This window comes from Streptomyces sp. NPDC060232 (assembly GCF_042726555.1).
Taxonomy (GTDB): domain Bacteria; phylum Actinomycetota; class Actinomycetes; order Streptomycetales; family Streptomycetaceae; genus Streptomyces.
The window spans coordinates 21,979-45,537 of sequence record NZ_JBHXAG010000002.1 but is presented as its reverse complement, the minus strand read 5'-3'; the positions used below and the strand labels follow the sequence as shown (position 1 = coordinate 45,537).

At 73.6% G+C, this 23,559-nt stretch carries 23 protein-coding genes; 9 read left to right on the top strand and 14 right to left on the bottom strand.

Features of this window, described 5'->3' with window-relative positions; genetic code table 11:
• Positions 1–47 precede the first annotated feature (47 nt).
• Together ACFWFZ_RS04290 and ligD are read right to left on the bottom strand one after the other, a co-directional pair.
• Positions 48–935 (bottom strand): ATP-dependent DNA ligase, encoded by an 888-nt coding sequence (locus ACFWFZ_RS04290; RefSeq protein ID WP_387117289.1) that lies wholly within the window; start codon positions 933–935, stop codon positions 48–50.
• A complete protein-coding gene (ligD, locus tag ACFWFZ_RS04285) occupies positions 935–1,831 on the bottom strand; it encodes a non-homologous end-joining DNA ligase (protein WP_387116428.1) in 897 nt (298 codons plus the stop codon). Before ligD ends, ACFWFZ_RS04290 begins: the two co-directional genes overlap by 1 nt.
• A gap of 31 nt (positions 1,832–1,862) precedes the next feature.
• Between ligD and ACFWFZ_RS04280 the strand changes: the two genes are divergently transcribed.
• Positions 1,863–2,993, top strand: a complete 1,131-nt coding sequence (locus ACFWFZ_RS04280; protein ID WP_387116425.1) for a Ku protein — start codon at positions 1,863–1,865, stop codon at positions 2,991–2,993.
• A gap of 328 nt (positions 2,994–3,321) precedes the next feature.
• Here the strand turns inward: ACFWFZ_RS04280 and ACFWFZ_RS04275 are convergent, their stop codons facing one another.
• On the bottom strand, positions 3,322–4,182 hold the full coding sequence (locus ACFWFZ_RS04275; RefSeq protein ID WP_387116421.1) for a nuclease-related domain-containing protein: 861 nt from the start codon (positions 4,180–4,182) through the stop codon (positions 3,322–3,324).
• 203 nt (positions 4,183–4,385) lie between these two features.
• Between ACFWFZ_RS04275 and ACFWFZ_RS04270 the strand changes: the two genes are divergently transcribed.
• From ACFWFZ_RS04270 to ACFWFZ_RS04260, 3 genes are all read left to right on the top strand, one after another.
• Positions 4,386–5,030 carry a hypothetical protein gene (locus ACFWFZ_RS04270; RefSeq protein ID WP_387116418.1) on the top strand — a complete coding sequence of 215 codons (645 nt, stop codon included), beginning with the start codon at positions 4,386–4,388 and terminating at the stop codon, positions 5,028–5,030.
• 173 nt (positions 5,031–5,203) lie between these two features.
• Positions 5,204–6,052: a hypothetical protein gene (locus ACFWFZ_RS04265; protein WP_387116415.1), complete on the top strand. Its 849-nt coding sequence runs from the start codon at positions 5,204–5,206 to the stop codon at positions 6,050–6,052.
• 32 nt (positions 6,053–6,084) lie between these two features.
• Positions 6,085–7,365 carry a histidine kinase dimerization/phospho-acceptor domain-containing protein gene (locus tag ACFWFZ_RS04260; protein ID WP_387117286.1) on the top strand — a complete coding sequence of 427 codons (1,281 nt, stop codon included), beginning with the start codon at positions 6,085–6,087 and terminating at the stop codon, positions 7,363–7,365.
• 181 nt (positions 7,366–7,546) lie between these two features.
• Here ACFWFZ_RS04260 and ACFWFZ_RS04255 read toward each other — a convergent pair whose 3' ends face one another.
• The 3 genes from ACFWFZ_RS04255 to ACFWFZ_RS04245 form a co-directional block, all read right to left on the bottom strand.
• Positions 7,547–7,819, bottom strand: a complete 273-nt coding sequence (locus tag ACFWFZ_RS04255) for a hypothetical protein (RefSeq protein WP_030028162.1) — start codon at positions 7,817–7,819, stop codon at positions 7,547–7,549.
• Between the two features lie 10 nt (positions 7,820–7,829).
• On the bottom strand, positions 7,830–8,543 hold the full coding sequence (locus tag ACFWFZ_RS04250; RefSeq protein ID WP_387116412.1) for a TetR/AcrR family transcriptional regulator: 714 nt from the start codon (positions 8,541–8,543) through the stop codon (positions 7,830–7,832).
• A gap of 84 nt (positions 8,544–8,627) precedes the next feature.
• Positions 8,628–9,557: a diiron oxygenase gene (locus ACFWFZ_RS04245; RefSeq protein ID WP_030834077.1), complete on the bottom strand. Its 930-nt coding sequence runs from the start codon at positions 9,555–9,557 to the stop codon at positions 8,628–8,630.
• Between the two features lie 168 nt (positions 9,558–9,725).
• Here ACFWFZ_RS04245 and ACFWFZ_RS04240 point away from each other — a divergent pair, with 168 nt between their 5' ends.
• Positions 9,726–10,847, top strand: coding sequence for a ferritin-like domain-containing protein (locus tag ACFWFZ_RS04240; protein WP_387116409.1), 1,122 nt, complete (start codon positions 9,726–9,728; stop codon positions 10,845–10,847).
• Between the two features lie 72 nt (positions 10,848–10,919).
• On the opposite strand, the gene ACFWFZ_RS04235 is transcribed toward ACFWFZ_RS04240, so the two are convergent.
• Together ACFWFZ_RS04235 and ACFWFZ_RS04230 are read right to left on the bottom strand one after the other, a co-directional pair.
• Complete coding sequence (locus ACFWFZ_RS04235) at positions 10,920–12,389, bottom strand: penicillin-binding transpeptidase domain-containing protein (protein ID WP_387116406.1); 1,470 nt, start codon at positions 12,387–12,389, stop codon at positions 10,920–10,922.
• Positions 12,386–13,756, bottom strand: a complete 1,371-nt coding sequence (locus tag ACFWFZ_RS04230) for an FtsW/RodA/SpoVE family cell cycle protein (RefSeq protein ID WP_387116403.1) — start codon at positions 13,754–13,756, stop codon at positions 12,386–12,388. Before ACFWFZ_RS04230 ends, ACFWFZ_RS04235 begins: the two co-directional genes overlap by 4 nt.
• Before the next feature lie 106 nt (positions 13,757–13,862).
• Between ACFWFZ_RS04230 and ACFWFZ_RS04225 the strand changes: the two genes are divergently transcribed.
• The 3 genes from ACFWFZ_RS04225 (at position 13,863) to ACFWFZ_RS04215 (ending at position 15,982) form a co-directional block, all read left to right on the top strand.
• Complete coding sequence (locus tag ACFWFZ_RS04225; RefSeq protein ID WP_387116400.1) at positions 13,863–14,270, top strand: DUF6325 family protein; 408 nt, start codon at positions 13,863–13,865, stop codon at positions 14,268–14,270.
• Positions 14,270–14,653, top strand: a complete 384-nt coding sequence (locus tag ACFWFZ_RS04220; RefSeq protein WP_387116397.1) for an SHOCT domain-containing protein — start codon at positions 14,270–14,272, stop codon at positions 14,651–14,653. The genes ACFWFZ_RS04225 and ACFWFZ_RS04220 overlap by 1 nt, the downstream gene beginning before the upstream one ends.
• A gap of 153 nt (positions 14,654–14,806) precedes the next feature.
• Complete coding sequence (locus ACFWFZ_RS04215) at positions 14,807–15,982, top strand: NlpC/P60 family protein (RefSeq protein WP_387116394.1); 1,176 nt, start codon at positions 14,807–14,809, stop codon at positions 15,980–15,982.
• On the opposite strand, the gene ACFWFZ_RS04210 is transcribed toward ACFWFZ_RS04215, so the two are convergent.
• From ACFWFZ_RS04210 to ACFWFZ_RS04190, 5 genes are read right to left on the bottom strand one after another with little or no spacing between them, the layout of a single operon-like run.
• Complete coding sequence (locus ACFWFZ_RS04210; protein WP_387116392.1) at positions 15,919–17,193, bottom strand: styrene monooxygenase/indole monooxygenase family protein; 1,275 nt, start codon at positions 17,191–17,193, stop codon at positions 15,919–15,921. The two genes, ACFWFZ_RS04215 and ACFWFZ_RS04210, sit on opposite strands and share 64 nt — an antisense overlap.
• Before the next feature lie 3 nt (positions 17,194–17,196).
• On the bottom strand, positions 17,197–17,826 hold the full coding sequence (locus tag ACFWFZ_RS04205; RefSeq protein WP_387116389.1) for an ATP/GTP-binding protein: 630 nt from the start codon (positions 17,824–17,826) through the stop codon (positions 17,197–17,199).
• Positions 17,807–18,196 carry a DUF742 domain-containing protein gene (locus tag ACFWFZ_RS04200; protein WP_387116386.1) on the bottom strand — a complete coding sequence of 130 codons (390 nt, stop codon included), beginning with the start codon at positions 18,194–18,196 and terminating at the stop codon, positions 17,807–17,809. Before ACFWFZ_RS04200 ends, ACFWFZ_RS04205 begins: the two co-directional genes overlap by 20 nt.
• The gene (locus ACFWFZ_RS04195; protein ID WP_030658957.1) at positions 18,193–18,681 is read right to left on the bottom strand and encodes a roadblock/LC7 domain-containing protein; all 489 of its coding nucleotides are present in this window, start codon (positions 18,679–18,681) and stop codon (positions 18,193–18,195) included. Before ACFWFZ_RS04195 ends, ACFWFZ_RS04200 begins: the two co-directional genes overlap by 4 nt.
• The gene (locus ACFWFZ_RS04190; RefSeq protein WP_387116383.1) at positions 18,678–21,665 is read right to left on the bottom strand and encodes a nitrate- and nitrite sensing domain-containing protein; all 2,988 of its coding nucleotides are present in this window, start codon (positions 21,663–21,665) and stop codon (positions 18,678–18,680) included. The genes ACFWFZ_RS04195 and ACFWFZ_RS04190 overlap by 4 nt, the downstream gene beginning before the upstream one ends.
• 398 nt (positions 21,666–22,063) lie before the next feature.
• Here ACFWFZ_RS04190 and ACFWFZ_RS04185 point away from each other — a divergent pair, with 398 nt between their 5' ends.
• Entirely contained in the window at positions 22,064–22,837 is a 774-nt protein-coding gene (locus ACFWFZ_RS04185) for a protein phosphatase 2C domain-containing protein (protein WP_387116380.1), read from the top strand.
• 176 nt (positions 22,838–23,013) lie between these two features.
• On the opposite strand, the gene ACFWFZ_RS04180 is transcribed toward ACFWFZ_RS04185, so the two are convergent.
• Entirely contained in the window at positions 23,014–23,454 is a 441-nt protein-coding gene (locus ACFWFZ_RS04180) for a MarR family winged helix-turn-helix transcriptional regulator (RefSeq protein ID WP_387116377.1), read from the bottom strand.
• Positions 23,455–23,559 lie beyond the last annotated feature (105 nt).

Below are 23,559 nucleotides of genomic sequence, written 5' to 3'. Positions count from 1 at the left end.
TCCCGAGGACGACGACCCGGACCTCTGACCCGCGCCTCCCGCTCGGGTCAGAGGTCTGTCCGCAGCCGCAGCACCTCCGGCGGCGGGTGCCGGGCCGAGGTGTGCCGGACCTCCGCCGTGAGCGGCGGGTCCAGGGCGCGGTAGGGGACCTCGCCGAGGCCGATGGCGGTCACGGTGGCGGTGGCCGGCGGCTCGGCGGCCCCGCGGGCGGCGGCGACCTCGGCCACCTCCCGTCGGAGCGCCGCCGTCAGCGGACTCGACACCAGCGGGGTCTCGTCCCCGACGGGCAGGACGAGGACGAGGGCGAGCGGACGGCGCGGGGTTCCGGTATACCCGATCACCGCCGCGTCCCGTACGTCGGTGTGCCGGAGCTTCTGCCAGCCGCGCCGCCCGGCCGGGTAGGACTGGTCCAGCCGTTTGACGACGAGGCCCTCGATGCCGCTGGCGGGGAGCGTCTCGTACCAGGTGGCGGCCAGCTCCGGGTCGGTCGTCATCGGGACCGGCTGGAGGGGCGGCCCGAGGGGCAGGAGCAGGTCGACGAGGAGGGCGCGGCGTCGTTCGTACGGGCGGGCGCGCACGTCCAGCCCGGCCAGTTCCAGCACGTCGAAGGCGGCGTACGAGGCCGGCAGGCTCTGCGCGAGCACGGCGGCCCGCGCCGCGGTGGCCGCCGCGCGCCGCTGCACGAGGGCGAAGTCCGTCCGGCCCTCGTGCCAGACCACCACCTCGCCGTCGAGGACCGTCCCGGCGGGCAACTGCAGCGCGGCCGCCGCCAGGTCGGGGAACGCGCTGGTCACGATGCGCCCGGAGCGGGCCTGGAGCGCCACGCCGGCCGCCGAGCGCACGACGACGAGCCGGTGCCCGTCGAACTTCGGCTCGTACGCCAGTCCTGCCGCGCGCGGCAGGGTGCGTACGGCGGCGGCCAGCGCGACGCGGATCACGGGCGGGCCCTGGGGAGCGGGCGGCCCTGCGCGGGGTCGGCGAGCGGGGCGAAGAGGTCTCCGTCGCGGTCGAGTCGCGGCCCGATGTCGTCGGCGAGGAAGACCAGGTCAGCGGGGGTGCGGCAGGCTTCGACCTCCGCCCAGGACACGGGGGCGGAGACGGTGGGGCGGGCCCGCGCGCGCAGGGTGTAGGCGGCGGCGGTGGTCTTGGCTGCGGCGTTCTGGCTGTGGTCGACGAAGACCTTGCCGGGGCGCAGGGCCTTCGCCATGCGGTGGACCACGAGGTCGGGGAGCTCGCGCTCGGCCTCCTGGGCGAGCCGCTTCGCGTACGCGGACACCTGCGACGACGGGGTCGGCTCCAGGGGCACGGCCAGGTGCAGGCCCTTGGAGCCGGAGGTCTTGGCGTAGGCGTCGAGGCCGTCGGCGGCGAGGCGCTCGCGCAGCCACAGGGCGACGGCGGAGCACTCGGCGACGGTCGCGGGCGCACCAGGGTCGAGGTCGAGGACCATGCGGTCGGCGACGGCGGGGCTGCCGGCCGGCCACTGGTGGATGTGGAACTCGACGACGAGGTTGGCGGACCACATGAGGGTGGCCATGTCGGCGACGACCACCTGTTCGGCGGAGGGGTCCTCGGAGCGGGGTACGGGGGTGGTCCTCACCCAGTCGGGTGCGCCCGGCGGCGGGTTCTTGGTGAAGAACAGCTGGCCGTCCGGTCCGTCGGGGTAGCGCAGGAAGGACACCGCCCGGTCGTGGATCTGGGCGAGCAGGGGCCCCGCGACGGTGGCGTAGTAGTGGAGCACCTCGCCCTTCGTGAAGCCGGTCTCCGGGTAGAGGACCTTGTCGAGGTTGCTGAGCGAGATGCGACGGCCCTCCACCATGGTGATCGGCGTCATACGATGAGATTGCCACGAAACGGGAGGAACCGTGCGATCCATCTGGAACGGAGCAATCTCCTTCGGCCTCGTCAGCATTCCGATCAAGCTCGTGAACGCGACCGAGAGCCACTCGATCTCCTTCCGCCAGATCCACCTCGCCGACGGCGGGCGGATCCGCTACCGCAAGGTGTGCGAGCTGGACGGCGAGGAGGTGCCGGGCGCCGAGATCGGCAAGGGGTACGAGGAGGCGGACGGGTCCGTCATCCCGATCACGGACGAGGACCTGGCGCAGCTGCCGCTGGCGACCGCGAAGACGATCGAGATCATGTCGTTCGTACCCGCCGAGGAGATCGATCCGCTGCAGATGGACGCGGCGTACTACCTGGCGGCGAACGGGGCGACCGCGGCGAAGCCGTACACGCTGCTGCGTGAGGCGCTGAAGCGGAGCCGGAAGGTCGCGATCGCCAAGTACGCGCTGCGGGGGCGGGAGCGGCTGGGCATGCTGCGGGTCGTCGACGACGTGATCGCGATGCACGGGCTGCTGTGGCCGGATGAGATCCGGGCGCCGGAGGGGGTCGCTCCGGACGCGGAGGTGACGGTGCGGGACGCCGAACTCGACCTGGCGGACGCGCTGATGGCGACGCTCGGCGAGGTGGAGATGGCTTCGCTGCACGACGACTACCGGGACGCGGTGGAGGCGATGATCGCGGCGAAGGCGGGTGGGGCGTTCGAGCCGGTGGAGGCCTCGGGGGAGCCGGCCGGCGGGCAGGTGATCGACCTGATGGCGGCGCTGGAGAAGAGCGTGCAGGCTGCGAAGGCCTCGCGGGGCGAGGCGGGTGGGGCTGAGGAGGCGGGGGCCGAGGAAGCGGGAGCGGGGGCCGAGGTCACGCCGATGCGGCGGCGGGGTGGGCCGGGCCGCAAGACGTCGGCTGCGCCGAAGGCCGTCGGCGGGAAGAAGTCGACGGCGGCTTCGGCGAAGAAGACCGCGGCGGCCGCGAAGACCACGTCGAAGAAGAAGTCCACCACCGCCAGATCGGGAACGGCCACGTCGGGAACGACCAAGTCGACCACGGCCAAGTCGACGACGGCCAAGTCGACTTCGGCGGCGAGTGCGAAGAAGGCCGGTACGGCCGCGGGGGCGAAGAAGGCCGCGACGCCGCGGAAGCGGGCCTCTGCCTGAGGGTGCTCCGGCAGGGTGGGGGGCCTGCGGCACTCTCTCCCCGCCCCGCGCCGCCCTTTCGCCGTTTCCCGGGGCTGCGTCCCGGACCGCGCGCCTCAAGCGCCGGCGGGGCTGGACTGGGCTGCCCGCCCACCAGGCGCCTCGCACTGCCCGGCTCATGCCGCGCCAGGGCAACGTCTACCCGTCAGGAGCGGCGTCCGGTGCGTGCTCTCGGCGTGCCGGCCGGGAGCGCTCGTACGGGACGTTACGGGACGTACGTGGCTTTCGGCCGGTGCGCCGAGGGTGCGTGCCGGACGCCGCGACGCCGCGGGGCAACTCGATACAGACCCTAGCTCCGGGAGGTGCCGCCCGGCGGGGCCGGAGTGGGTCGGGAGCGGGGTGGAGCGGTCGGCGGTAGCCAGGTCCGGGTGTCGCGGGCCTGGGCGAACAGGGCTTCGACGTCCGGTGGTCTGAGGGTCGTCGGGGACGCGACGAGGTCCGGGGTCGCCGTCGGCGGCTGGAGGATGCGGATGTCGCGAACCGTCGGGGCGGTCTCCAGGCGGGAGGCGTCGACGACCGCCAGGGCGGGGGTCACCTTCGCGGCCAGGAGCGCCGTCGCGCGGGCCGCCGCGCCGCGGATCCAGCGGGGGTCCGGGCGGGCTTCCGCGCGGCCGACCGTGAGCAACAGGTCGCCGACGACCGCGCGCTGACGGCGCCCCGGTACCGTACGCACGCAGAAGATCCCGGCCGGACCGATGACCAGGTGGTCGATGTGGCCGAAGCCCGGGAGCGGGACGCAGTGCAGGGTCCGCCAGCCGTCCGGCTCCAAGGCGTCGAAGGCGTCACCCATCCGCTGTTGCGCGGTCAGGTCCTGGCGCAGCCGGTGCCGGGCGCGGGTGCCCGCGGCGGAGCCGTGTTCCAGCTCCGCCAGCAGGGTCTCGCCGGGGCGGTTCGGGGCCAGGTCGGCGTCGGGTGGCAGGGCGAGGCGGCGCAGGTCGGCCGCGGTGGGTACCGGGGGCGGCCCGATGGACACGGTGCCGCTCAGGTAGGGACGCAGAACCGCCAGGACGGCCTCGCGGTCGTCGTCGGCGAGCACGCTGATCCGGTTGGCCTGGCGGTCGTACCAGGCGACCGCCTGTCCGTCGGGCAGGTTGACGTACAGTCGGCCGCGACCGGGCCGGCCGCTGGGCAGTACCTTGAGTCCGCGCATTCACCCTCACCCCCGCAGTCCATGGGAGCAGCCGGGGCGCCGCACGGCAATCCCTCGGTGGTGTCACGAGTCCGGCTGTGTAACGAGTCCGACGGGACGTTGCGGCTTCGCTGTTACACGAACGGGGTGTCGCCGCAACGGCCGCCCCCTAGGTTGGTCGCACCTGGAGATGCCAGGCCGTGACCAGTACCGAGGGACTTTCCGTGAGCACCGTCCGCCGCCGCACTCTCGTTCGCGCCGCCGCCGTGACCGCCTGTGCCGGCAGCCTGCTGGCGCTGCCCACCGCCGCCGCTCTGGCCGAAGGGGTACCGGCGGCCTCGTCCGCGCATTCCGCGGCCCCGCAGCGGACCCTGGTCAAGAGCCTCTGGCTGGCCGACGGGGTGTCCACGGCGAAGGTGTACCGGACGGCCAAGGGCGCCTACCAGGCTGACATCCTGGCCGCCGACGGCGCCACGGCCACCACCCTGACCAGCCGTGACGGGATCACCGACTTCGGCGCTTCCGGCGAACTGCACGCGGCCCTGGATTCGGACGGCCGGCTGACCTCATGGGTGGGCGACGCTTCCGCGCAGGGCGGCGGCCACGCCGTCGCGGGCGCCGGGCACAAGACCGGTACGCGTGACGCGGCGCGCAACGGTCAGGCCGTCCCGGTCTCGACCGAGCAGCGGGCGGCCTCCGGTGACACCCGCGCCCTGGAGGCCGCGTCCGCCGAGGGGCGGCGGCTGAGTACGCTGGCCGACGGGCCGGGCGACGGCGTACTCCTGCTCGCCGCGGGCGCCGGTATCGCGGCGGTGGGTGCGGCCGGGCTCGGTTTCGCCATGCTGCGCCGGGGACGCACGGACGGCTGACCGAGGTACCGGCGTACGGAAGAACGGCCCGCGCGCCGGAGACCGGTGCCGGTATCGGCATCGGCATCGACACCCGCATGGGCAAAACGGGCGCACCTCCGCATATGGTGGGCGTGATCGAACGACGGGGCAACGCGGGCGGAAGGGCACGGGGGGCTGTGGACAGGGGGGCCGTGAAGAGGTTCGGTTTCGGCAGCTCCGGGCACCGCCGCTCCCCCGCTCCCGCCGTCGCCCCCCTGCTGATACTCACCGTGTTTCCGCTGCTCGCGGGGTGCGGCGACACCGGCGGGCTGGTCGGCGCCGGGGCGACGGCGACCGCGAGCGGGCCGGTGCACCTGTGGCCCGACCGCCAGGGGGCGACCGTGCCGCCGGCCGATCCGGCCGGGGCCCCGCCCGAGTACGTGAAGGGGATCCCGCCCGTCCCCGACGGGGACGTGCACGCGGTCGATCCGGTGGCCCTCGTCCAGGCGGAGCTGCGGGTCCGCCCCAAGGCCCGGGTCGGGGCCGAGGGGATACCGGCCGAGACCGCGGCCGCGATCAACGCCTGCAAGCAGGGGGCCGCGGAGCCCGAGGCGTGCCCGGTGCTGACGCCGTACTACCGGGACCTCACGGGCGACGGCACGGACGAGCTGATCGTGGGCATCGAGTTCCCGGACCGGAAGATGTCCGTACGGGTCTACACGGCGGACCGCGACGGGCGGCTCAACCGGATCATGGCGACCACGCAGACCGTCGTCTCGGTGGAACTGGCCGGGCGGGACGTGGTCCTGCGGGTGCCCAGCGGGAACCGCGGCTACGAGCTGATCACCGCATGGTCCTGGGAGGAGAAGCAGCGCACCATGCTGCCGACGCGCGAGCAGATCGTACGGGTGCCCGCGAATCCGCAGGGCCCGGAGGACCGCGGCCCCGGCCCGGGCCCCGGGTCCGGTCCGGGGCCGGGATCCCGTCCGGGCTCCGGATCCGGCCCCGGTCTCGGTCCGGGGTCCGGCCCCGGTCACGGCCCCGCACCGGACCGGCCGTGAGCGAGGACCGCGGGCGGCGGGCCGGGCGGCGGCTGCCGCTCAGGCCTCGGCTCCGGCCACGACTCCGGCTCCGGCCACGGCTCCGACTTCGGCTGCCCTCCTGGACGGCCACGCTGACCTGGAAGTCGGCGTGCTTCATCGTGGTGATGTGCTGCTCGCTGGCGGCCGCGCTCGGCGCGCTCGTGCACGTGGAGGTGACCCGCCAGACGGTGGCCACGGCGCGCGAGAAGGCGCTGGGCAAGCTGAACGACGTCGCGAGCGCCTACGAGGCGGGCGAGAGCCTGCCGCCCGGTTCCGGACTGGACCCCGTGGGACTGCCCCCGGAGCTGCGGGCGCTCGCGGTGAGCGGCCACCGGGGCACGGTCGTGGCGGAGCACCGCGGCCGCCCGACGATGTGGGCTGCGGCCCCGGCGGACGGCCGGGCGCTGGCGACCGCCGTCGACTACGGGCAGAGCGCCCGCACCATCAGCGGGCTGGACAACGCGATCATGGGGTCGTCGGTGTTGGCGATCGGCGGGACGCTGCTCGTGGGCGCCTTCTCGGTGACCCGGGTGACCCGGCGGCTGCACCAGACGGCGACCGTGGCGCGGCGGATCACCCAGGGCGATCTCGACGCCCGGGTGGGCGACCCGCGGACGAAGGACCCGTCGCGGCGCCAGGACGAGGTGGCGACCGTGGCCGGGGCGCTGGACACGATGGCGGGGAGCCTGCAGTCGAAGCTGGAGAGCGAGCGGCGGTTCACGGCGGACGTGGCCCATGAGCTGCGCACGCCGCTGACCGGGCTGCAGGCGGCGTCGGAGCTGCTGCCGGAGGGCCGGCCGACGGAGCTGGTGCGCGAACGGGTACGGACGATGCGGCAGCTGACGGAGGACCTGCTGGAGATCTCCCGGCTGGACTCGGGAAGCGAGGCGGTGGAGACGGACCTGCACCAACTGGGGCGGCTGGCCCGGCGCGTGGTGCGGGCGTCGGGCACGGACACGGAGGTGGTCGTCCTGCGGGACGCCCACGTGGAGACGGACCGGCGCAGGCTGGAGCGGGTCCTGGGGAACCTGGTGGCCAACGCCCACCAGCACGGCCGGCCGGCGGTGGTGCTGACGGTGGACGGGCCGGTGGTGACCGTACGGGACCACGGCGACGGTTTCCCCGACTACCTGCTGGCGCACGGCCCGCAGCGCTTCCGCAGTGGCGGGAAGGGCCACGGGCTGGGGCTGACCATCGCCGTGGGCCAGGCGGAGGCGATCGGCGCGACGCTGCGCTTCCGCACCGCGGAGGGCGGCGGCGGCCTGGCGGTCCTCTCCCTCCCGGGCACGTAGCCGGTCCCCGGCACCCCCGCGGCCGGTCCGGCCCCGGTCCGGCCCCGGGCCGGACGCGGGCCGGACGCGGGCCGGACGCGGGCCGGACGCGGGCGGGGCCGGGGAACGGAGGCTCGGGCAGTGACGGAGGCTCGGCCGGGGACGGAGGCTCGGCCGGGGACCGAGGCTCGGGCCCGGTGGGTCAGTCCTGGGGGCGGGGGGCCTTGGTCCAGGGCCAGCGCGGGCGGGGCTTGGTACCCGAGGGGCGGAAGGCGTACTTCCAGCCCTTCTGCAGGCCCAGCCGCTTCGAGTAGCCCGACGGGACGCGTTCGTACAGCAGTACCGTCGGCGGGCCGTCCGGCGTCGGGACGGGGATCTCGTACCACTTCGGCGGGTGTCCGGTCGGGCCGAGCAGGATCGGGAGGACCCGGCCGTCCATCGGGCCGCCCTCGAACGGGGTCGGTTGGCTTCTCACCCCACCAGTGTCACAGCAGGTGGGCGGCCTCGGACACCACCGGCATCACGCGCCGGGCCAGGGCCCCGACCGGGCCGTCCGCCGATTCCATGGCCAGGGCGGCCCGGGCGGCCTCCGCGGTCTCCGGATCCGTTGCGGCGGTGGCCGTCAGCAGGGCGATGAACTGGTCGAGCAGCCAGTCCCGGAGGGTGTCGACCTCGGGCTGCTTGCCCTCGTCGATCCATGTGAGGGAGGCGGCCTCGACCGCCGTGATCCAGGTGCGGACCATCATGCGCAGCCGGGGCCCGGGCGCCGGGACCCCCAGGTGGAGGAGGATCTGGTCGGCCGCGGCCCGGCGGATGCCGTCGACCGTCGCCGTGGTGCGGGAGGTCTCCACGACGCTGCCGCCCTGGAGGAGGGCGGCGAAGCCGGTGTCGTGCTCGTCGACGAACGCGAGGTAGCGGTCCAGGGCCCGGGACAGCCGCCGGGTCAGGGGGCCCTCCTGGGGTTCGGCGAAGCAGAGTTCGAGGACGTCGGCCGCCGAGCGCAGGGCCGCCTCGTAGAGCTGCTGCTTGCCGCCGGGGAAGTAGCGGTAGACGAGCGGGCGGGAGACTCCGGCGGCCTCCGCGACGTCGTCCAGGGAGATCTCCTCCGGAGCCCGGTGCGCGAACAGCGAGAGGGCCGCGTCGAGGAGTTGGGCCCGCCGCTCCTCGACGCTCAGCCTGCGGTACGCGCGTACGGTCATGACCGCAGGGTAGCCCGCGGGCGGCCGGCCGCGGCCGGCGTCCGCGAAGTCCCGGCCCGATCCGTACTCCCCCACCCGCCGCGCCTACGCCAGCAGCCCCGAGCTCTGCCACAGCCTCCGGCCGACGCCGCGCAGGACGCCGATGTCGTCGAGGAAGTCGGTGAGCCGCTTGGCGCCGGTCTGCATGACCTCGCGGCGGTGGCCGCTGGCGCGGACCTGGGCGACCGCTTCGCGGCGGTCCAGGCCCACGTTGTCGTAGACGGCCGGGTTCACGAAGGCGAGGGAGAAGACGCGGGCGGCCTCGCCGCAGCTGATCCGGGTGAGCTCCTGCTCCCAGCGGGGGGCCGTCAGCATCTGGCGGCGCAGTTCCTCGCGCGCGTACCGGACGTGCCGGGCCTCCTCGATGACATGGATCCGGGTGACGCCGCGGACCAGCGGCTGGATGCGCTCGTCCGGGAAGGTCAGGCGCTGCATCCAGTCGAGGATCTCCTCGCCGAGCAGGGTGCACGCGAAGGAACCGGGCGTGGTGGAGACGGTCTTCAGGATCCGTGCGAGGTTGTGGTTGAGGCGGGAGACGGGGTACTCGGGGCTGCCGCTCTTCTGGATCATGCGGGCGAACATCATCGAGTGGCGGCACTCGTCGGCGATCTCGGTGAGTGCGTAGCGCACGTGCTTGCTGGTCAGCGACTTGTCGTAGATGTGGCGGACCATCAGCTGCATGAGGATGATCTCGAACCAGATGCCGAGCGAGCCGAGCGCCGCCGCCTCGTGGCGGGAGAGGTCGATGCGCTGCTCCTCGCCCATCTTCTTCCAGAGCGGGGTGTCGTAGAGGGAGAGGAGCTCGGGCGGCCAGTAGTACTTCCCCTCGACCATGGGGGCGTCCCAGTCGAGTTCCTTGTCGGGGTCGAAGGAGTGCTTGGCCGAGGATTCCAGCAGGCGCTCGGCTATCTGCTCCCGGTCCTTGAGGAGGCCGAGGGCGTCCCTGAGCGCGGCTCGTTCGGTCACGGTCGTCATGGCTTCGGACACCTCGTCGTCGAGTTACCGGCGGTCACTGTTTATGAGACTGCTTGTCAGCAAGGTCGTCAATCCCCCGCGCACGACTTGTTGACCCCGCGTCTACCAACGTGTGACCCTGCCAACTGTCCGGTCCTGCACCGCAGTACGTGAGACGAGGGGGCGTCAGTGTCGACGCACGAGCTCTACACCGAGGACCCGGGCGAGGCCGTCTGGCAGATCCCCGCCTCCGGCTCGGCCCGCTTCAGCTGGGAGTACGACGACGGCCGCGAGCGGCTCCTCGCCCTCTACCAGAAGGGCAAGGACAAGCAGTGGGACGGCGCCAAGCGCATCGACTGGGACATCGAGGTGGATCCGTACGATCCGCTGGGGACCCCCGACGAGTCCTTGCCGCTGCACGGGACCCGGCACTGGTCCAAGCTCACCGAGAGGGACAGGGGCGAGCTGCGCCGGCACTACACCGCCTGGAACTTCAGCCAGTTCCTCCACGGCGAGCAGGGCGCGATGGTGTGCGCGGCGCGCATCGTGGAGTCCGTTCCGGACCTCGACGCGAAGTTCTACTCGGCCACGCAGACCATGGACGAGGCCCGGCACGCCGAGATCTTCGGGCGCTTCCTGCACGAGAAGGTCGGGATGCTCTACCCGGTCAACGACAGCCTCCAGGGCCTGCTCGGCGACACCCTGCGCGACTCCCGCTGGGACATGCCGTACCTGGGCATGCAGGTGCTCATCGAGGGGCTGGCGCTGGCCTCCTTCGGCCTCATCCGGGACACGACCGCCAAGCCGCTCCCCCAGCAGCTCCTGGCGTACGTGATGCAGGACGAGGCCCGGCACGTGGCCTTCGGGCGGATGGCGCTGCGCGACTACTACCGGCAGCTGACCGACGCCGAGCTGCGCGAGCGCGAGGAGTTCGTGATCGAGGGCTGCTACCTGATGCGGGACCGGCTGCTCGGGGTGGAGGTGCTGGAGAACTTCGGCATCCCGGCCAAGGAGGCGCAGCGGCTCAGCGAGCAGTCGGAGTTCCTGCACCTGTTCCGCAAGCTGCTGTTCAGCCGGATCGTGCCCTGCGTGAAGGACATCGGGCTGTGGGGCGAACGGCTCCAGAGGGCGTACGTGGACCTGGGCGTCTTCCACCTGGGCGACTCCAGCCTGGACCTGCTGATGAGCCAGGACGAGGAGATCGCCGAAGCCCTCGACCGAGAGCGCTTCGCGGCCGAGGAGGCGGCGCGCGTGGCGGAGGTCGAGGCCGCCATCAGCGAGGGCCGCGGCCGGGGCCCGGCGGAGCACTGACCGGGCAACCGCCCCAGGCCGGGGCGGGCGGGAGGCCCGGTGGGAGTCCCCGGCGCGAGCCTCCCGGGCGGCCTACCCGGAGGGCTTCGCGCGCAGCGCGGCCTGCATCACCGCCCGGGCGATCGGCGCCGCGGCGCCGTTGCCGCTGATGCCGCCCCGGTCCGCCGAGGCGTCCTCCACGACCACCGCGACGGCCACCGCCGGCAGGGCCGCCCCCTCGGCGCGGGCCCAGGAGATGAACCACGCGTACGGGGTCCCCGCGTTGCCGACGCCGTGCTGGGCGGTGCCGGTCTTGCCGCCGACCACCGCGCCCGGGATGGCCGCGTTCCTGCCGGTGCCGTTCTCGACCACCTTCACCATCAGCTCCTGCATCCGCAGCGCGGTGGCCGGGTGCATCGCCCGCCCGAGGCTGCGCCGGTCGCCGCGCCGGATCGGGGAACCGTCGTCCTGGGTGGTCCGTTCCACCAGGTACGGGGAGGCGAGCTCACCGCCGTTCGCGACGGCCGCGGCCACCATCGCCATCTGCAGCGGTGTCGCCGTCGTGTTGAACTGCCCGATCGAGGACAGGGCCAGCTGGTCCAGGCTCATGTCGGTGTCGAAGTTCGACCGGGACACCCACGAGGGCACCCGCAGCCCCTCCGTGTTGAAGCCGAAGCGGCGCGCCGCGTCCACCATCGCGCGCAGCCCGACCTGCACCCCGATCTTCGCCATCACCGTGTTGCACGACCACTGCACGGCCTCGGCCATGGAGGCGTCCTCGCAGCCCGTAGCCGCGTTCGGCAGCAGGGTGCTGGTCCCGGGCAGCGGGTAGGGGTCCGGGGTCCGGGTCGGCGCGTCCACGTCGGTGACCACGCCCGCGTCGAGGGCCGCCGCCGCCGTCACGATCTTGAAGGTGGAGCCGGGCGGGTACGTCTCGCGCAGCGCCCGGTTCAGCATCGGCCTGGCGGGATCCGCGTTCAGCGCCGTCCAGGCCTCCTTCGCCTTCGTACCCGTACCGGACAGCACGGCGGGGTCGTAGGAAGGGCTGCTGACCAGCGCGAGGATCTTCCCGGTGGCCGGTTCGAGGGCGGCCACCGCACCGCGCTTGCCGCCGAGTCCGGCGTAGGCGGCCTGCTGCATGGCGGCGCGGACGGTGGTGGCGGCGTTCCCGCCGGCCGGGCGGCCGCGCGCCAGCTCGTACCAGAGCGGGAACGCCGACAGTCCCGGGTCCGTGCCCGACAGGACGGCGTCCTCGGCGCGCTCGACGAAGCTGGTCCCGTACGTCTGGGAGGAGAAGCCGGTGACGGGTGCGTAGAGCGGGCCGTTGGTGTAGGACCGCTCGTAGCGCAGCAGCTGGCCGCTGTCGCGGGAGCCGGTGACGGGCCGTCCGTCGACGAGGATGTCCCCGCGCGGCTCGGCGTAACGTTCGATGGCCGTGCGCTTGTTGGCCGGGTTCGCGCCGTAGGCGGCGGACTCCCAGACCTGCACGCGGGCGATGTTGACCAGCAGGGCCAGGAGCAGCAGCGCGCAGAAGTACGCGCACCAGCGGATGTAGCGGATCACTCGTCCGCCTCCTGCGCGGGACGGGGTCTGCGGGCGCTGTCGCTGAGCCGGACCAGCAGCGCCACGATGATCCAGTTGGTGACGACGGAGGAGCCTCCCTGGGCGAGGAAGGGCATGGCCATGCCGGTGAGCGGGATCAGCCCGGTGACGCCGCCCGCGATGACGAAGACCTGCAGCGCGATGATCGATGCGAGGCCGGTCGCGAGCAGCCGGCCGAAGGGGTCACGCAGGGCGAGCCCGGCGCGGAAACCGCGGGCGACGAGGAGCCCGTAGAGGAGCAGGATCGCGGTGAGGCCGACGAGTCCGAGCTCCTCGCCGGCGGTGGCGAGGATGAAGTCCGACTTGGCGGCGAACCCGATGAGGAAGGACTGGCCGTGGCCGAGCCCGGCCCCGAGGAGGCCGCCGGCGCCGAAGGAGAAGAGGGACTGGGCGAGCTGGCCCGGGCCCTCGCCTCGCTCGATGGAGGCGAAAGGATTCAGCCAGTCGTCCACGCGGCTGTTCACGTGTGGCTCCAGGGTCCCGACGGCGTACGCGCCGAGGGCGGCGAGCAGCAGGCCGATCGCGATCCAGCCGATCCGCCCGGTGGCGGTGAACAGCATGATCACGAAGAGGCCGAAGAACAGCAGCGAGGTGCCGAGGTCCCGTTCCAGGACCAGGAGACAGACGCTGAGCAGCCAGATCGCGAGGATCGGGCCCAGGACACGGCCGGGGAGGAGACGCAGCTTCCAGAAGAGCCGGCGGCCGGTCAGGGCCAGGGCCGTGCGGTTCGCGGCGAGGTAGGAGGCGAAGAACACGGCGAGCAGGATCTTGGCGAACTCCCCCGGCTGGAAGGAGAGCCCGGCGAAGCGGATCCAGATGTGGGCGCCGTTGACCGCCGGGAAGAAGACGGGCACCAGCATCAGCACCAGGGCGGTGGCGACGGACAGGTACGCGTAGCGCTGGAGGACCCGGTGGTCGCGGAGCAGCGCGACGACGAGGACGAAGAGCACCAGGCCGAGGGCGGACCACAGGAGCTGGTCGTCCGCGGTGGGGTGCCCCGGGGTGGTCGCGTCGAGGCGCTGGATGAGCACCAGGCCGAGGCCGTTGAGCAGGACCGCGATGGGGAGCACGAGGGGGTCCGCGTACGGGGCCGCGAGCCGGACGGCGAGGTGCGCGAGCAGCGCGGCCGCGGTGAGGCCGGCGGCGTAGCGGTCCGCGGGGTCGGGGATGCGGCCGGTGGTCGCGAGGCCGACGAGGAGGTGACCGAGCACGGAGATCAGGACGGCGCCCGCGAGGAGCGCCAGCTCGACTCCCCGGCGCTTGGGCGCGCCGGCTGCGGGTGGCGGGGGCGGCGTCGGCTCCGCCACCTTCGCCGTCAGAGCGGTCATACCCCGAAACGTAGCAAGCAGACGGATGGTATGTCCGCTTATGTCATAGTGTGCCGAAGAGTCGTCACAAACGGTCGAAAGTAGCGAAAGTGAGGAGCCGAGGCGCATGGGACCTGTGGAGTTCATCGTCCTCGCCTTCCCGGAGGAGCAGCTGCGGGTACCGGCCGTCGAGGCCGTGATGGGGCTGCGCAAGACGGGGGTGGTCCGGCTGATCGACGGCCTTGTCGCCACGAAGACCGCGTCGGGCGAGGTCCTCGCGGCCGAGTTCGACGAGTTCGTGGAGCTGCACGGCCTCCTGACGGGGCGGGACGCGGCCCGGCTGATCGGACCGGAGGACGTGCACGAGGCGGCGGACCTGCTGGAGCGGGGCAGCTGCGCGCTGCTGCTGGTGGTCGAACACGTATGGGCCGAGGACGCGGCGGTCGCCGTACGTTCGGCGGGCGGGCGGATCGTGGGCTCGGTCCGCATCCCGCCGGACCGGGTGCCGGCGGACCCCCGGGCAGGGGTGGCCTGATGTTCATCCGCCCGAGGGGGGTGACGGTCCACGCCGCGAACCGCCCGGCGGGATCCCCGCTGCTCCGGGGGCTGCTGGCCCGCGCGTCAGGAACGGCTCAGGACACGGCGGGCGCGGTACGCCCGGACGAACCACCGCACGGCCCCCTGCCGGCCCGACCGGTCCGGCCGCCGGAACCGCAGCCGGTGTACGAGCCCGAGCCGGTCGAAGAGCCCGAGCCGATCGACGCCCTGTACTGGGACGCGGACACTCACCGGGAGCCCGGCCCGACTCCCCCCGCGGGACTGGCGGCGGAGCTGCGCCAACTGGCCGACCTGGCCCGCGAGGGCCTGCTGACTCCCCAGGAGTTCACGACGGCGAAGGCCCGCCTGCTGAACGGCTGAGGGGCCCCGACCCCGCCGGCCCGGGCGCCTCCCACCTCCCGGGCCCCGCCTCAGCCGAAGCCCCCAACCGGGTGGCGCCCCGCGACCGGCCGACTCCGTTGGGCGATTTGTCATACCGGACGTGGCAGCATCGGCGGTCTTGGAGGTGATCCCATGCCATATCGGGGGCTTCGCGCTGCCTGTATCGCCGTAGCGCTCCTCGTCGCCGGACCGGTCCAGGATGCCGGCGCCGAGCCCGCTCTGCCCGACGGGGAGAACGTGGGCGCGCTGCTCACCCGCCTGCAGGGCCTGTACCAGAAGGCCGAGGAGGCCTCAGAGGCGTACAAGTCCACGGAGGACGCCCTGGAGGCGGGCCGGCAGGAGGAGCGGCTGCGTACCGCCGCGCTCGGCAGGGCCCGTACGGCCCTCGACTCCGAGCGGGCCCTCGCCGGGCGGCTCGCCCGCGAGCAGTACCAGGGCAGCCAGGGCCTGTCCCCCTACGCCCGGATGCTGCTGGCCGGGAACCCGCAGGCCGCCCTGGAACAGCGTCGGCTCGCCGCCCGCGAGGGCGCCCGCCGGGCTGCGGCCCTGAGCCGCCTCGCCAAGGGCGAGAAGGAGGCCGACGCGCTCGCCGTACGGGCCCGCAAGGCCCTGGACACCCGGCAGACGCTGGCCGAACGGCAGAAGGTCCAGAAGGAGGCGGTCGCCTCGCAGCTCAAGCAGGTCGAGCGGCTGCTGTCCTCGCTGACTCCCGACCAGCTCGCCCGGCTCGGGGCGCGCGAGGACGAGATGACCGCGGCGGCGCAGCGGGACCTGGTGACCTCCGGGGCCCTGCCCACCCGCACGGGCACCCCGACGGCCGCCGGCGGCGCGGCCCTCCGGTACGCGGCCGCCCAGATCGGGAAGCCGTACGTCTGGGGCGCCGAGGGGCCCGGGTCCTTCGACTGCTCCGGACTCACCTCGCAGGCCTGGGCGCATGCGGGCCGGGCCATCCCGCGGACCAGTCAGGAGCAGTGGGCGCGGCTGCCGAAGGTGCCGCTGGACCAGCTGCGGCCGGGGGACCTGGTGGTGTACTTCCCCAAGGCCACGCACGTGGGCCTGTACGTCGGTGACGGCAAGGTGATCCAGGCGCCGCGGCCCGGGTCCGTCGTGAAGGTCTCGCCGGTCGCCGCGAACCCGCTGCTCGGGGCGGTGCGGCCGGATCCGGACGGGACACCGCTCGCCGAGTTCGCCCCGCCGCCGCTGCCCGAGGCCTCGGGCACGGCGGCGGCGGGGGACGATGCCGGCTACTCCTCCGAGGAGGCGCCCGCGGCCGAGACGCCTGCGGCCGAGGCCACCTCGGCCAGGTAGTCGGCGGTGTCCTCGGGGTCGTAGAAGTAGGCGTCGAAGTCGGCCGGGTTGTCGAAGCCGTTGGCGAATCGATTCGCTACCGGCTGGAGCTGCCCGGCCGCGCCGATCAGGTTGAGCACGTGCTCCGGCGGCACGCCCAGCATCGCGTTCGTCCACCGGGTCGCGGGCTTGCCCGTGGCGAACCAGTACTTGTCGAAGGTCGCCTTCATCCACGCCTCGTCGAACGGGTTGTCCCCGTGCATGAGGATCGAGGAGAGGTAGGAGGCCGCGCACTTGGCCGCGGAGTTCGAACCCTGCCCCGTGATGGGGTCGTTGGCGACGACCACGTCGGCCACGCCGAGGACGAGCCCGCCGCCGGGCAGGCGTCCGATCGGGTTGCGCACGACCGGCGCGTACCGACCGGCGAGTGTGCCGCCCGCGTCCGTGAGCTCCACCTTCGTCGCCCGGCCGTACTCCCACGGCGTGTACTTCTCCATCAGCCCCAGGGTGAGCGCGAGGTGCTCAGCCGGGTCGTTGACGCCGTTGAAGACGTCCAGCGGGCCGCCGGGCAGGCCCTCCCAGAAGAGGATGTCCGCACGGCCCGAGGTCGTCAGGGTCGGCATGACGAACAGCTCGCCGACGCCCGGGACGAGGTTGCAGCGGACCGCTTCCGTCTCCGGGTGCTCGGGGCGCGGACCGAGCCCGTGCACGTACGACACGGCCAGCGCGCGCTGCGGGGTGTCGTACGGGGAACGCGCCGCGTCCCGCTCGAACATCGACACCAGCTCGCCCTTGCCGGCGGCCACCAGCACCAGGTCGTAGGTGCGGGAGAAGTAGTCGAGGTCGGCGACGGACGCGCCGTGGATGACGAGCTGCCCGCCGCGCTGCGCGAAGGTGTCCAGCCAGCCGGCCATCTTCACGCGCTGGTCAACGGACTGCGCGTAGCCCTTGAGGCGGCCGAGCCAGTCGATGGGGCGGCTGCCGTCGGGGGCGGCGACCGAGACCCCGAGGCCCTCGATCTTCGGCGCCTGCTGCTCCCAGAAGTTGATCCGCAGGTCGCGCTCGTGCTGGAGCGCGGTGTCGAACATGCACTGCGTGGACATGACCCGGCCGGTGCGGATCTCGTCCGCGGTCCGGTTGGACATGAGGGTGACCTCGTACCCCTTGGACTGGAGTCCGAGGGCGAGCTGGAGACCGGACTGGCCGGCTCCGACGACAAGTATCCTGCGCATCTCTCAAGTCCTCTGTTCGGGAGTGCTGTCGAGGGCGTGGCCCACCAGCGCCAGCAGGGATTCGACGACCGTCCGCCGCTCTCGCGCGTCCATGATGACGACGGGCACGTGCGGCGGGACGCTGAGGGCCTCGCGCACGTCCTCGGGCTCGTAGGACGGCGAGCCCTCGAAGTGGTTGACGGCCACGGCGTACGGCAGCCCGGAGCTCTCGAAGTAGTCGAGGGCGGGGAAGCAGTCGCGCAGGCGGCGGGTGTCGGCCATGACGAGGCCGCCGATGGCTCCGCGCACCAGGTCGTCCCACATGAACCAGAAGCGTTCCTGCCCCGGGGTCCCGTACACGTAGAGGACGAGGTCGTCGTCGAGGGTGACGCGGCCGAAGTCCATGGCGACGGTGGTGGTGTGCTTGTCCGGGGTGCCGGACAGGTCGTCGGTGGGGACGCTGGCCTGGGTCATCACCGCTTCGGTGCGCAGCGGGGTGATCTCGGAGACGGAGGAGACGAAGGTGGTCTTGCCGACGCCGAAGCCGCCCGCGACCAGCACCTTGACGGCGACAGGCGCACGGGAGCGGTCGTACTGCCAGGGCTGCGCCGGTTCGTCGTCGACCACGGGCTTGTCAGATACGGCGAAGACCACCGAGCACCCTTTCCAGCAGCGCGCGTTCGGGCCGGCCGGTGCCGTGGCCCGTCGCGTAGACACGGATCCTGCCCTGGTCGGCGAGGTCGCTGACGAGCACGCGGACCACACCGAGCGGCAGCTTCAGCAGCGCGGCGATCTCGGCGATCGTGCGCATGCGGCGGCACACCTCGACGATGGCGGGCATCTCGGGCATGCGGTCGGGCTTCTGCGGTTCGGACGCCTTGGTGTCCAGGGCGGCGACGAAGGTCTCGACGTGCAGGACCTGGGTGAACCGTGTCCGTCCGCCCGTCAGGGAGTACGGGCGGACGCGGGCGGGACGGCGGTCGGCTCCGCGTATCGGGAGTCGGTCGGCGGCCGGTCTCCTCACGGGGTGTTCTCCATCGACTGGCGCAGCTCACTGCGGACTTCGGGGGTCAGGACGTGGCCGGCGCGGCCGACGAACAGGGCCATGTGGTAGGCGACGACGCTCATGTCGCAGTCGGGCGTGGCGTGCACGCCCAGCAGTGAGCCGTCGCTGATGGCCATGACGAAGACGGAGCCGTGCTCCATCGCCACCATGGTCTGCTTGACGGCGCCGAACTCCATGAGGGCGGCCGCCCCCGTGGTGAGGCTGCCGAGGCCGGAGACGATGGTGGCGAGGTCGGCGGACGCCCCCCGGGGGCCCTTGGGCCGCGGCGTCGCCTGCGGTTCGCCCGCGCCGCCCGCTCCGGGGTCGGAGGACAGGAGCAGCAGCCCGTCCGAGGAGACGACGGCGACGGAGTTGACGCCGGGCACCTCCTCGACCAGGTCGGTCAGCAGCCACTGCAGGTTGCGGGCCTGGGTGCTCAGTCCGTACGTACTGGGCGCGGTCATGTGCGTGCCTCCTGTGCGCTGTCCCCCTGGTCGGTTTTGCCCTGCCCCTGCCCCTGCTCCCGGTCCGGCTCCCGGTCCTGCGCGAGCTCGGCGGCGACGACGCGGCGGCCGTCCTGGGCTCCCTGGTAGAAGCCCCCGAGCCGGCGCCGCAGTTCCTCGGCGTCGACCCGGCGCGGCGGCTGGGGTCGTACGTCCTCCGTGCGCGGGGCGGCGACGGTGCGCGGGGTGCGCTTCGGCAGGCCCTTGTCGGTGACGGGGCCGCCGCCTTCGGACGGGTCGGCGGGGTGGCTGCCCTGGCGGGGGAGCCAGTCGGCCTCGGCGGGGGTGTGGGCGTGGTCCCTCGCCGGGTCCCCTGCGGGGGGCTCGGCCGGGTCCCCTGCGGGGGGCTCGGCCGTGTCGGCCTCGGCGGGATCCGGCAGGGTGAAGTCGGCCGGGTCCGTGTCGTGGACGATGCGTGCGAGGAGCTGTTCCCCTGCGGGGGGCTCGGCGGTGAACACCTCGTCGGCCGGGGGCGCGTCCGCGGGCGGGGCCGCGGTGAACACCTGGTCCGCAGGCGGCGCGTCCGTGGCCGGGGCGGCCGTGAAGACCTCGTCCGCGCGCGGGGCGTCGGTGGCCGGGGCGGCAGTGAAGACCTGCTCGGCCACGGGGGCGTCCGCAGCCGGGGCCTCGGTGGACACCTCGTCCGGCGACGGGAGGACGGCCTCCGTCGGGGCCGCCAGGGCCTCGGCCAGGGTGACCGGCGTGACCGGCTCGGCCGGGAGGACCGGCTCGGCCGGGAGGACCGGCTCGGCGGCATCGGTGAGGTCCGGCGCCGCAGGCTCCTGGTTCGGGGCGGCCGGGGCCGTGGCCTCGGGGGCGGCGTGGGCGCCGCGCGGGCGGGCGGGAAGGGTGTTCTCGTTCGCCTCCGCTATCACGCCCGGCAGGTGCAGCGAGGGCGCGCCCGGTGCGGCCAGGGTGTGCACGGGTGAGGCCGGCGGGGTGGCCGGCAGCAGCGTCGCGGGGATGACGACCAGCGCCTCGGTGCCCCCGTGCCGGGCACCGCGCAGCTCCGCGGTGACCCCGTGCCGTGCCGCGAGCCGCCCGGCCACGTACAGGCCGAGGCCCAGGCCGTGCTCCTCCTCGGGCTCCTCGTCGTACGCCTCGGGCGTGGACAGCCGGGCGTTGAGCGCTTCGAGGCGCTCGTCGGTGACGCCGATGCCCTCGTCGACGACGGAGAGCACCACGTCGCCGGAGTCCAGGGTCCAGCCCGACACCTTCACCTTGACGTCCGGCGGCGAGAACGTCGTCGCGTTCTCCAGCAGTTCGGCCAGCACGTGGGAGATGTCGTCGGCGGCGTGTCCGGCGACCTGCGTGTACGAGGGCAGCGCCGCGAGGTCGACGCGCTCGTAGCGCTCGATCTCGCTGACGGCGGCCCGCATCACGTCGACCAGCGCCACCGGGAGTCCCTGCCCGTGGCCGTGCTCCTGCCCGGCGAGGACCAGCAGGTTCTCGTTGTGGCGGCGCATCACGGTCGCCAGGTGGTCGAGCTTGAAGAGGTTCGCGAGCCGGTCGGGGTCCTGCTCCTTGGACTCCAGCTCCTCGATGACGGCGAGTTGGCGTTCCACCAGGCCCAGGGTGCGCAGCGACAGTGAGACGGAGGTCGACGACATGATGCGGCGGTGCTCTTCCAGCCCCGCGCGCAGCTCCGTCAGCTCCTCTTCGAGTGCCTCCCGGCCGGAGGCGAGCGCTTCGTTGCGGCCGATGATGCGGCGCCGGTCGGCGTCGAGGCCGGCGATCCGGGTGTGCAGGGAGACCGTCTGGTCCCGTACGGCGTTCAGGTGCCGGACGACCTCGGCGAACTCGTCGTTGCGGCCGGTGAACCGCACCGGCTCCACCGAGCCCTCGGGCGTGGCGAGCCGCTCCGCGCCGCGCCGCAGGACCGACAGCGGGCGGGTGAGCGAGCGCGCGACGGCGGTGGAGAAGCCGACCGCGCCGAGGAACAGCAGGCCGAGCAGGGCGACCAGGATCTCCAGCCGGGTCACGTCGTCGTCGCGCAGGGAGGCGAGGGCGGAGGCGCGCTGGCCGGCGAGGGTGGCCTCGACGGTGCGCATCCGGTCGATGCGGGCGGTGAGCGCGGCGCCGACGGCGGCGCCGTCGGTCTTGCGGTCGGGGATGCTCAGGGTGGGCCGGTCGGTGAGCCGCTTGAGGTAGTCGTCGGCCGCCTTGACCTCGGGGCCGGTGACGGTGGCGGTGAGGGTCTGGCGTACGTCGGGCCGGGCGACCCGCGCGAAGTCGTCGAGGGCGGCCTGCTCGCGTACGCGTGTGCGCTGGGCGACGGTGGTGAGTTCGTCGACCGAGGCCGAGCCCGGGGCCTGTTCGCCGCGGGGGACGGCCAGCGCCCCGAGCAGCAGTCCGCGGGTGGCGGAGGCCTGTTCCACGGCCTGGCCGAGGGGTGCCAGCGGGCGGGTGGTGACGAGGGCGGGCTCGGCGCGCGGCGGGGTCAGCTCGGCGAGCCGGGCGCCCGGGGTGAGGAGTTCGGTGATGACGCCGGTGTAGGCCTGGTGCGCGGCGAGGGCGGTGCCCTTGCCGTCGATGGCTTCGGCGCGCACGGACGCGACGCGGGCGAGGGCCATGGCGAGGGGTTCGTCGACCACGCCCGCGGCCTCGGCGATCTGCCGGTCGGTGCGCAGGATGCGGTCCTGGAGGCCGCCCTTGGCGGCGCCGGGGCGGCCCTTGGCGGCGTACTCGACGACGGCGTCGCGCTCGTCGGCGAGGACGTGCGTGAGGGTGAGGATCTGGCCGGTCTGCTCGGCGAGGGTGACCAGCCGCTGGGAGTCGTTCAGCTCCCTCGCGGCGGTGACGACGGCGGGGGTGCCGGCCGCGAGGACGGCGAGTCCTGCGACGGCGACGCCGACGACCAGCCGGCTGCGCACGCGGACGCGGCGTCCTGCGGGGGCCGGGCCTTCGGCGGCGGTGCCGTTCTTCCGAGACCGCTTCTTCTGCACCGGTGCTCGCAATCCTGTACGTGTGCTGTTGCTCGTCTACTCGTGTGGCCGAGGTAACGGCCGGTCAACAAGTAAACGCCCCCTGCCCCCTCGTACCGCCTCAGACCTTTGCAGCGTGTTGGGGAGAGAGCCGCACATCGCCCACCCGGCCACTCGAACGAGTGAACATCACGGATGAGTTGGCGACCAACTCGGGTGCCCGGTCGCAGAGCGCCTCCGTGGACAGGTGGTTGAAAGATCGATGCGGCCTTTGGCAGTATGCCCCGCCCACATCGCCGGTCCCGTGCCGGGGCCTTGCCGGGCGGGGCCGGACGCCGTGCGTACGCGGGCCGTCCACCACTCCTCCCCTGGTCCGTACCTTCCCGTGTCCGCGGGCCGCCGCCGGGCAGAATGTCCGTATGCGCATCGACCTCGCCACGGCCCCCGGCAGCCAGGAACGCCCCAATGAGGACTGGGTGTCGGCGTCGGCGCCCGCTTCGGGGGGCGGGGTCCTGGTGGTGCTGGACGGGGTCACCCCGCCCGCGGGCGGGGACGGGTGCGTGCACGGCGTGCCGTGGTTCACGGCCCGGCTCGGCGGCCGATTGACCGAACTGTCCGGATCGCGACGGGACATGCCGCTGGACCGGATCCTGGCCGAGGCCGTCCGCGCCACGGCTGCGGCCCACCGTGACACGTGTGACCTTTCTCACGTACGCACCCCGCAGGCGACGGTCGTCGTCGTCCGCTGGGACGAGGCGTACGTGGAGCACCTCGTGCTCTCGGACTCCGTACTGCTCCTGCAGGCGCCCGCGGGCGAGGTGACGGCGGTGCTCGACGACCGGCTGGACCGGGTGCCGAGGGAGGTGCTGCGCTCGGTGGCCGCGACGGACGCCCTGCGCAACGCCGAGGGCGGCTTCTTCACGGCGGCAGCGGACCCGTCGGTGGCGGCCCGGGCGGTCACCGGGCGCACCCCGCGCGGCCGGGTGCGGGCGGTGGCCGCGCTCACGGACGGGGCGAGCCGGTGGACGGACACGTTCGGGGAGGGCGACTGGGCCGAGTGCCTGGCGGTGCTGCGCAAGGAGGGCGCGGAGGGCCTGATCGGCCGGGTCCGCGCCGCCGAGTCCGACCGGGCACGCCCGGCGACCCGGCACAAGCGGCACGACGACGCAACGGCGGTCTACGCGGAACTCTGAGGCGCCGCCGGCACTAGGGCCTGTATCGAGTTGCCCCGCGGCGTCGCGACGCCCGGCACGCACCTCGGCGCACGAGCCACATGCCCCAGTAGCTCCGCTACGAGGACATGCGTCCCGCACGCCGAGGGCACGCACCCAACGCCGCTCCTTGCTCCACGGGGCAACTCGATACAGACCTAGTCGGCGCCGGCGTTCAACTGGTGCAGCAGCCGGGCCAGTTCCGCGACCTCGCCGCGGTCCCATCCGGCGAGCTTGCGCATGTACTGCTCGCGCCGTGCGCCCCGTACCCGCAGGAACCGCTCACGGCCCTCCTCGGTGAGCCCGACGAGGAAGGCGCGCCCGTCGGCGGGGTCCTGCTCGCGGGCCACCAGGCCCAGGACCTCCAGGGCCCGCAGCTGCCGGCTCATGGTGGCCTTGCCTACGCCGAAGTAGGCGGCGAGGTCGGTGGCCCGCTGCCGGCCGGCGGCCTCCAGGCGTACGAGGAGCCCGTACGCGGCGGGCTCCAGCTCGGGGTGGAGGGCGCGGGCCATCTCCCCGGAGGAGGCGCGGGCCCGCCGGAGGAAGACGGACAGCTCCCGCTCCAGGGCAAGGAACTCCTGGTCTTCACTCCCGCGCACGTCCCGCTCCTTCTTCGATGCTTCGATGCTTCGATGTGTGGCCCCCGGTGGGTCCCGGTGGGTGGGGGCCAGTATTTCGCAGCGGGTGCGCGGGCGGCCCGGGGC

Excerpts from the sequence above, each read along its gene's own strand:
- ACFWFZ_RS04250 (WP_387116412.1), bottom strand. The coding sequence starts at position 8,543 with ATGACCGTACGCGCGTACCGCAGGCTGAGCGTCGAGGAGCGGCGGGCC.
- ACFWFZ_RS04245 (WP_030834077.1), bottom strand. The coding sequence starts at position 9,557 with ATGACGACCGTGACCGAACGAGCCGCGCTCAGGGACGCCCTCGGCCTC.
- ACFWFZ_RS04225 (WP_387116400.1), top strand. The coding sequence starts at position 13,863 with ATGGGACCTGTGGAGTTCATCGTCCTCGCCTTCCCGGAGGAGCAGCTG.
- ACFWFZ_RS04230 (WP_387116403.1), bottom strand. The coding sequence starts at position 13,756 with ATGACCGCTCTGACGGCGAAGGTGGCGGAGCCGACGCCGCCCCCGCCA.
- ACFWFZ_RS04210 (WP_387116392.1), bottom strand. The coding sequence starts at position 17,193 with ATGCGCAGGATACTTGTCGTCGGAGCCGGCCAGTCCGGTCTCCAGCTC.
- ACFWFZ_RS04220 (WP_387116397.1), top strand. The coding sequence starts at position 14,270 with ATGTTCATCCGCCCGAGGGGGGTGACGGTCCACGCCGCGAACCGCCCG.
- ACFWFZ_RS04275 (WP_387116421.1), bottom strand. The coding sequence starts at position 4,182 with ATGCGCGGACTCAAGGTACTGCCCAGCGGCCGGCCCGGTCGCGGCCGA.
- ligD (WP_387116428.1), bottom strand. The coding sequence starts at position 1,831 with ATGACGCCGATCACCATGGTGGAGGGCCGTCGCATCTCGCTCAGCAAC.
- ACFWFZ_RS04185 (WP_387116380.1), top strand. The coding sequence starts at position 22,064 with ATGCGCATCGACCTCGCCACGGCCCCCGGCAGCCAGGAACGCCCCAAT.
- ACFWFZ_RS04195 (WP_030658957.1), bottom strand. The coding sequence starts at position 18,681 with ATGACCGCGCCCAGTACGTACGGACTGAGCACCCAGGCCCGCAACCTG.
- ACFWFZ_RS04215 (WP_387116394.1), top strand. The coding sequence starts at position 14,807 with ATGCCATATCGGGGGCTTCGCGCTGCCTGTATCGCCGTAGCGCTCCTC.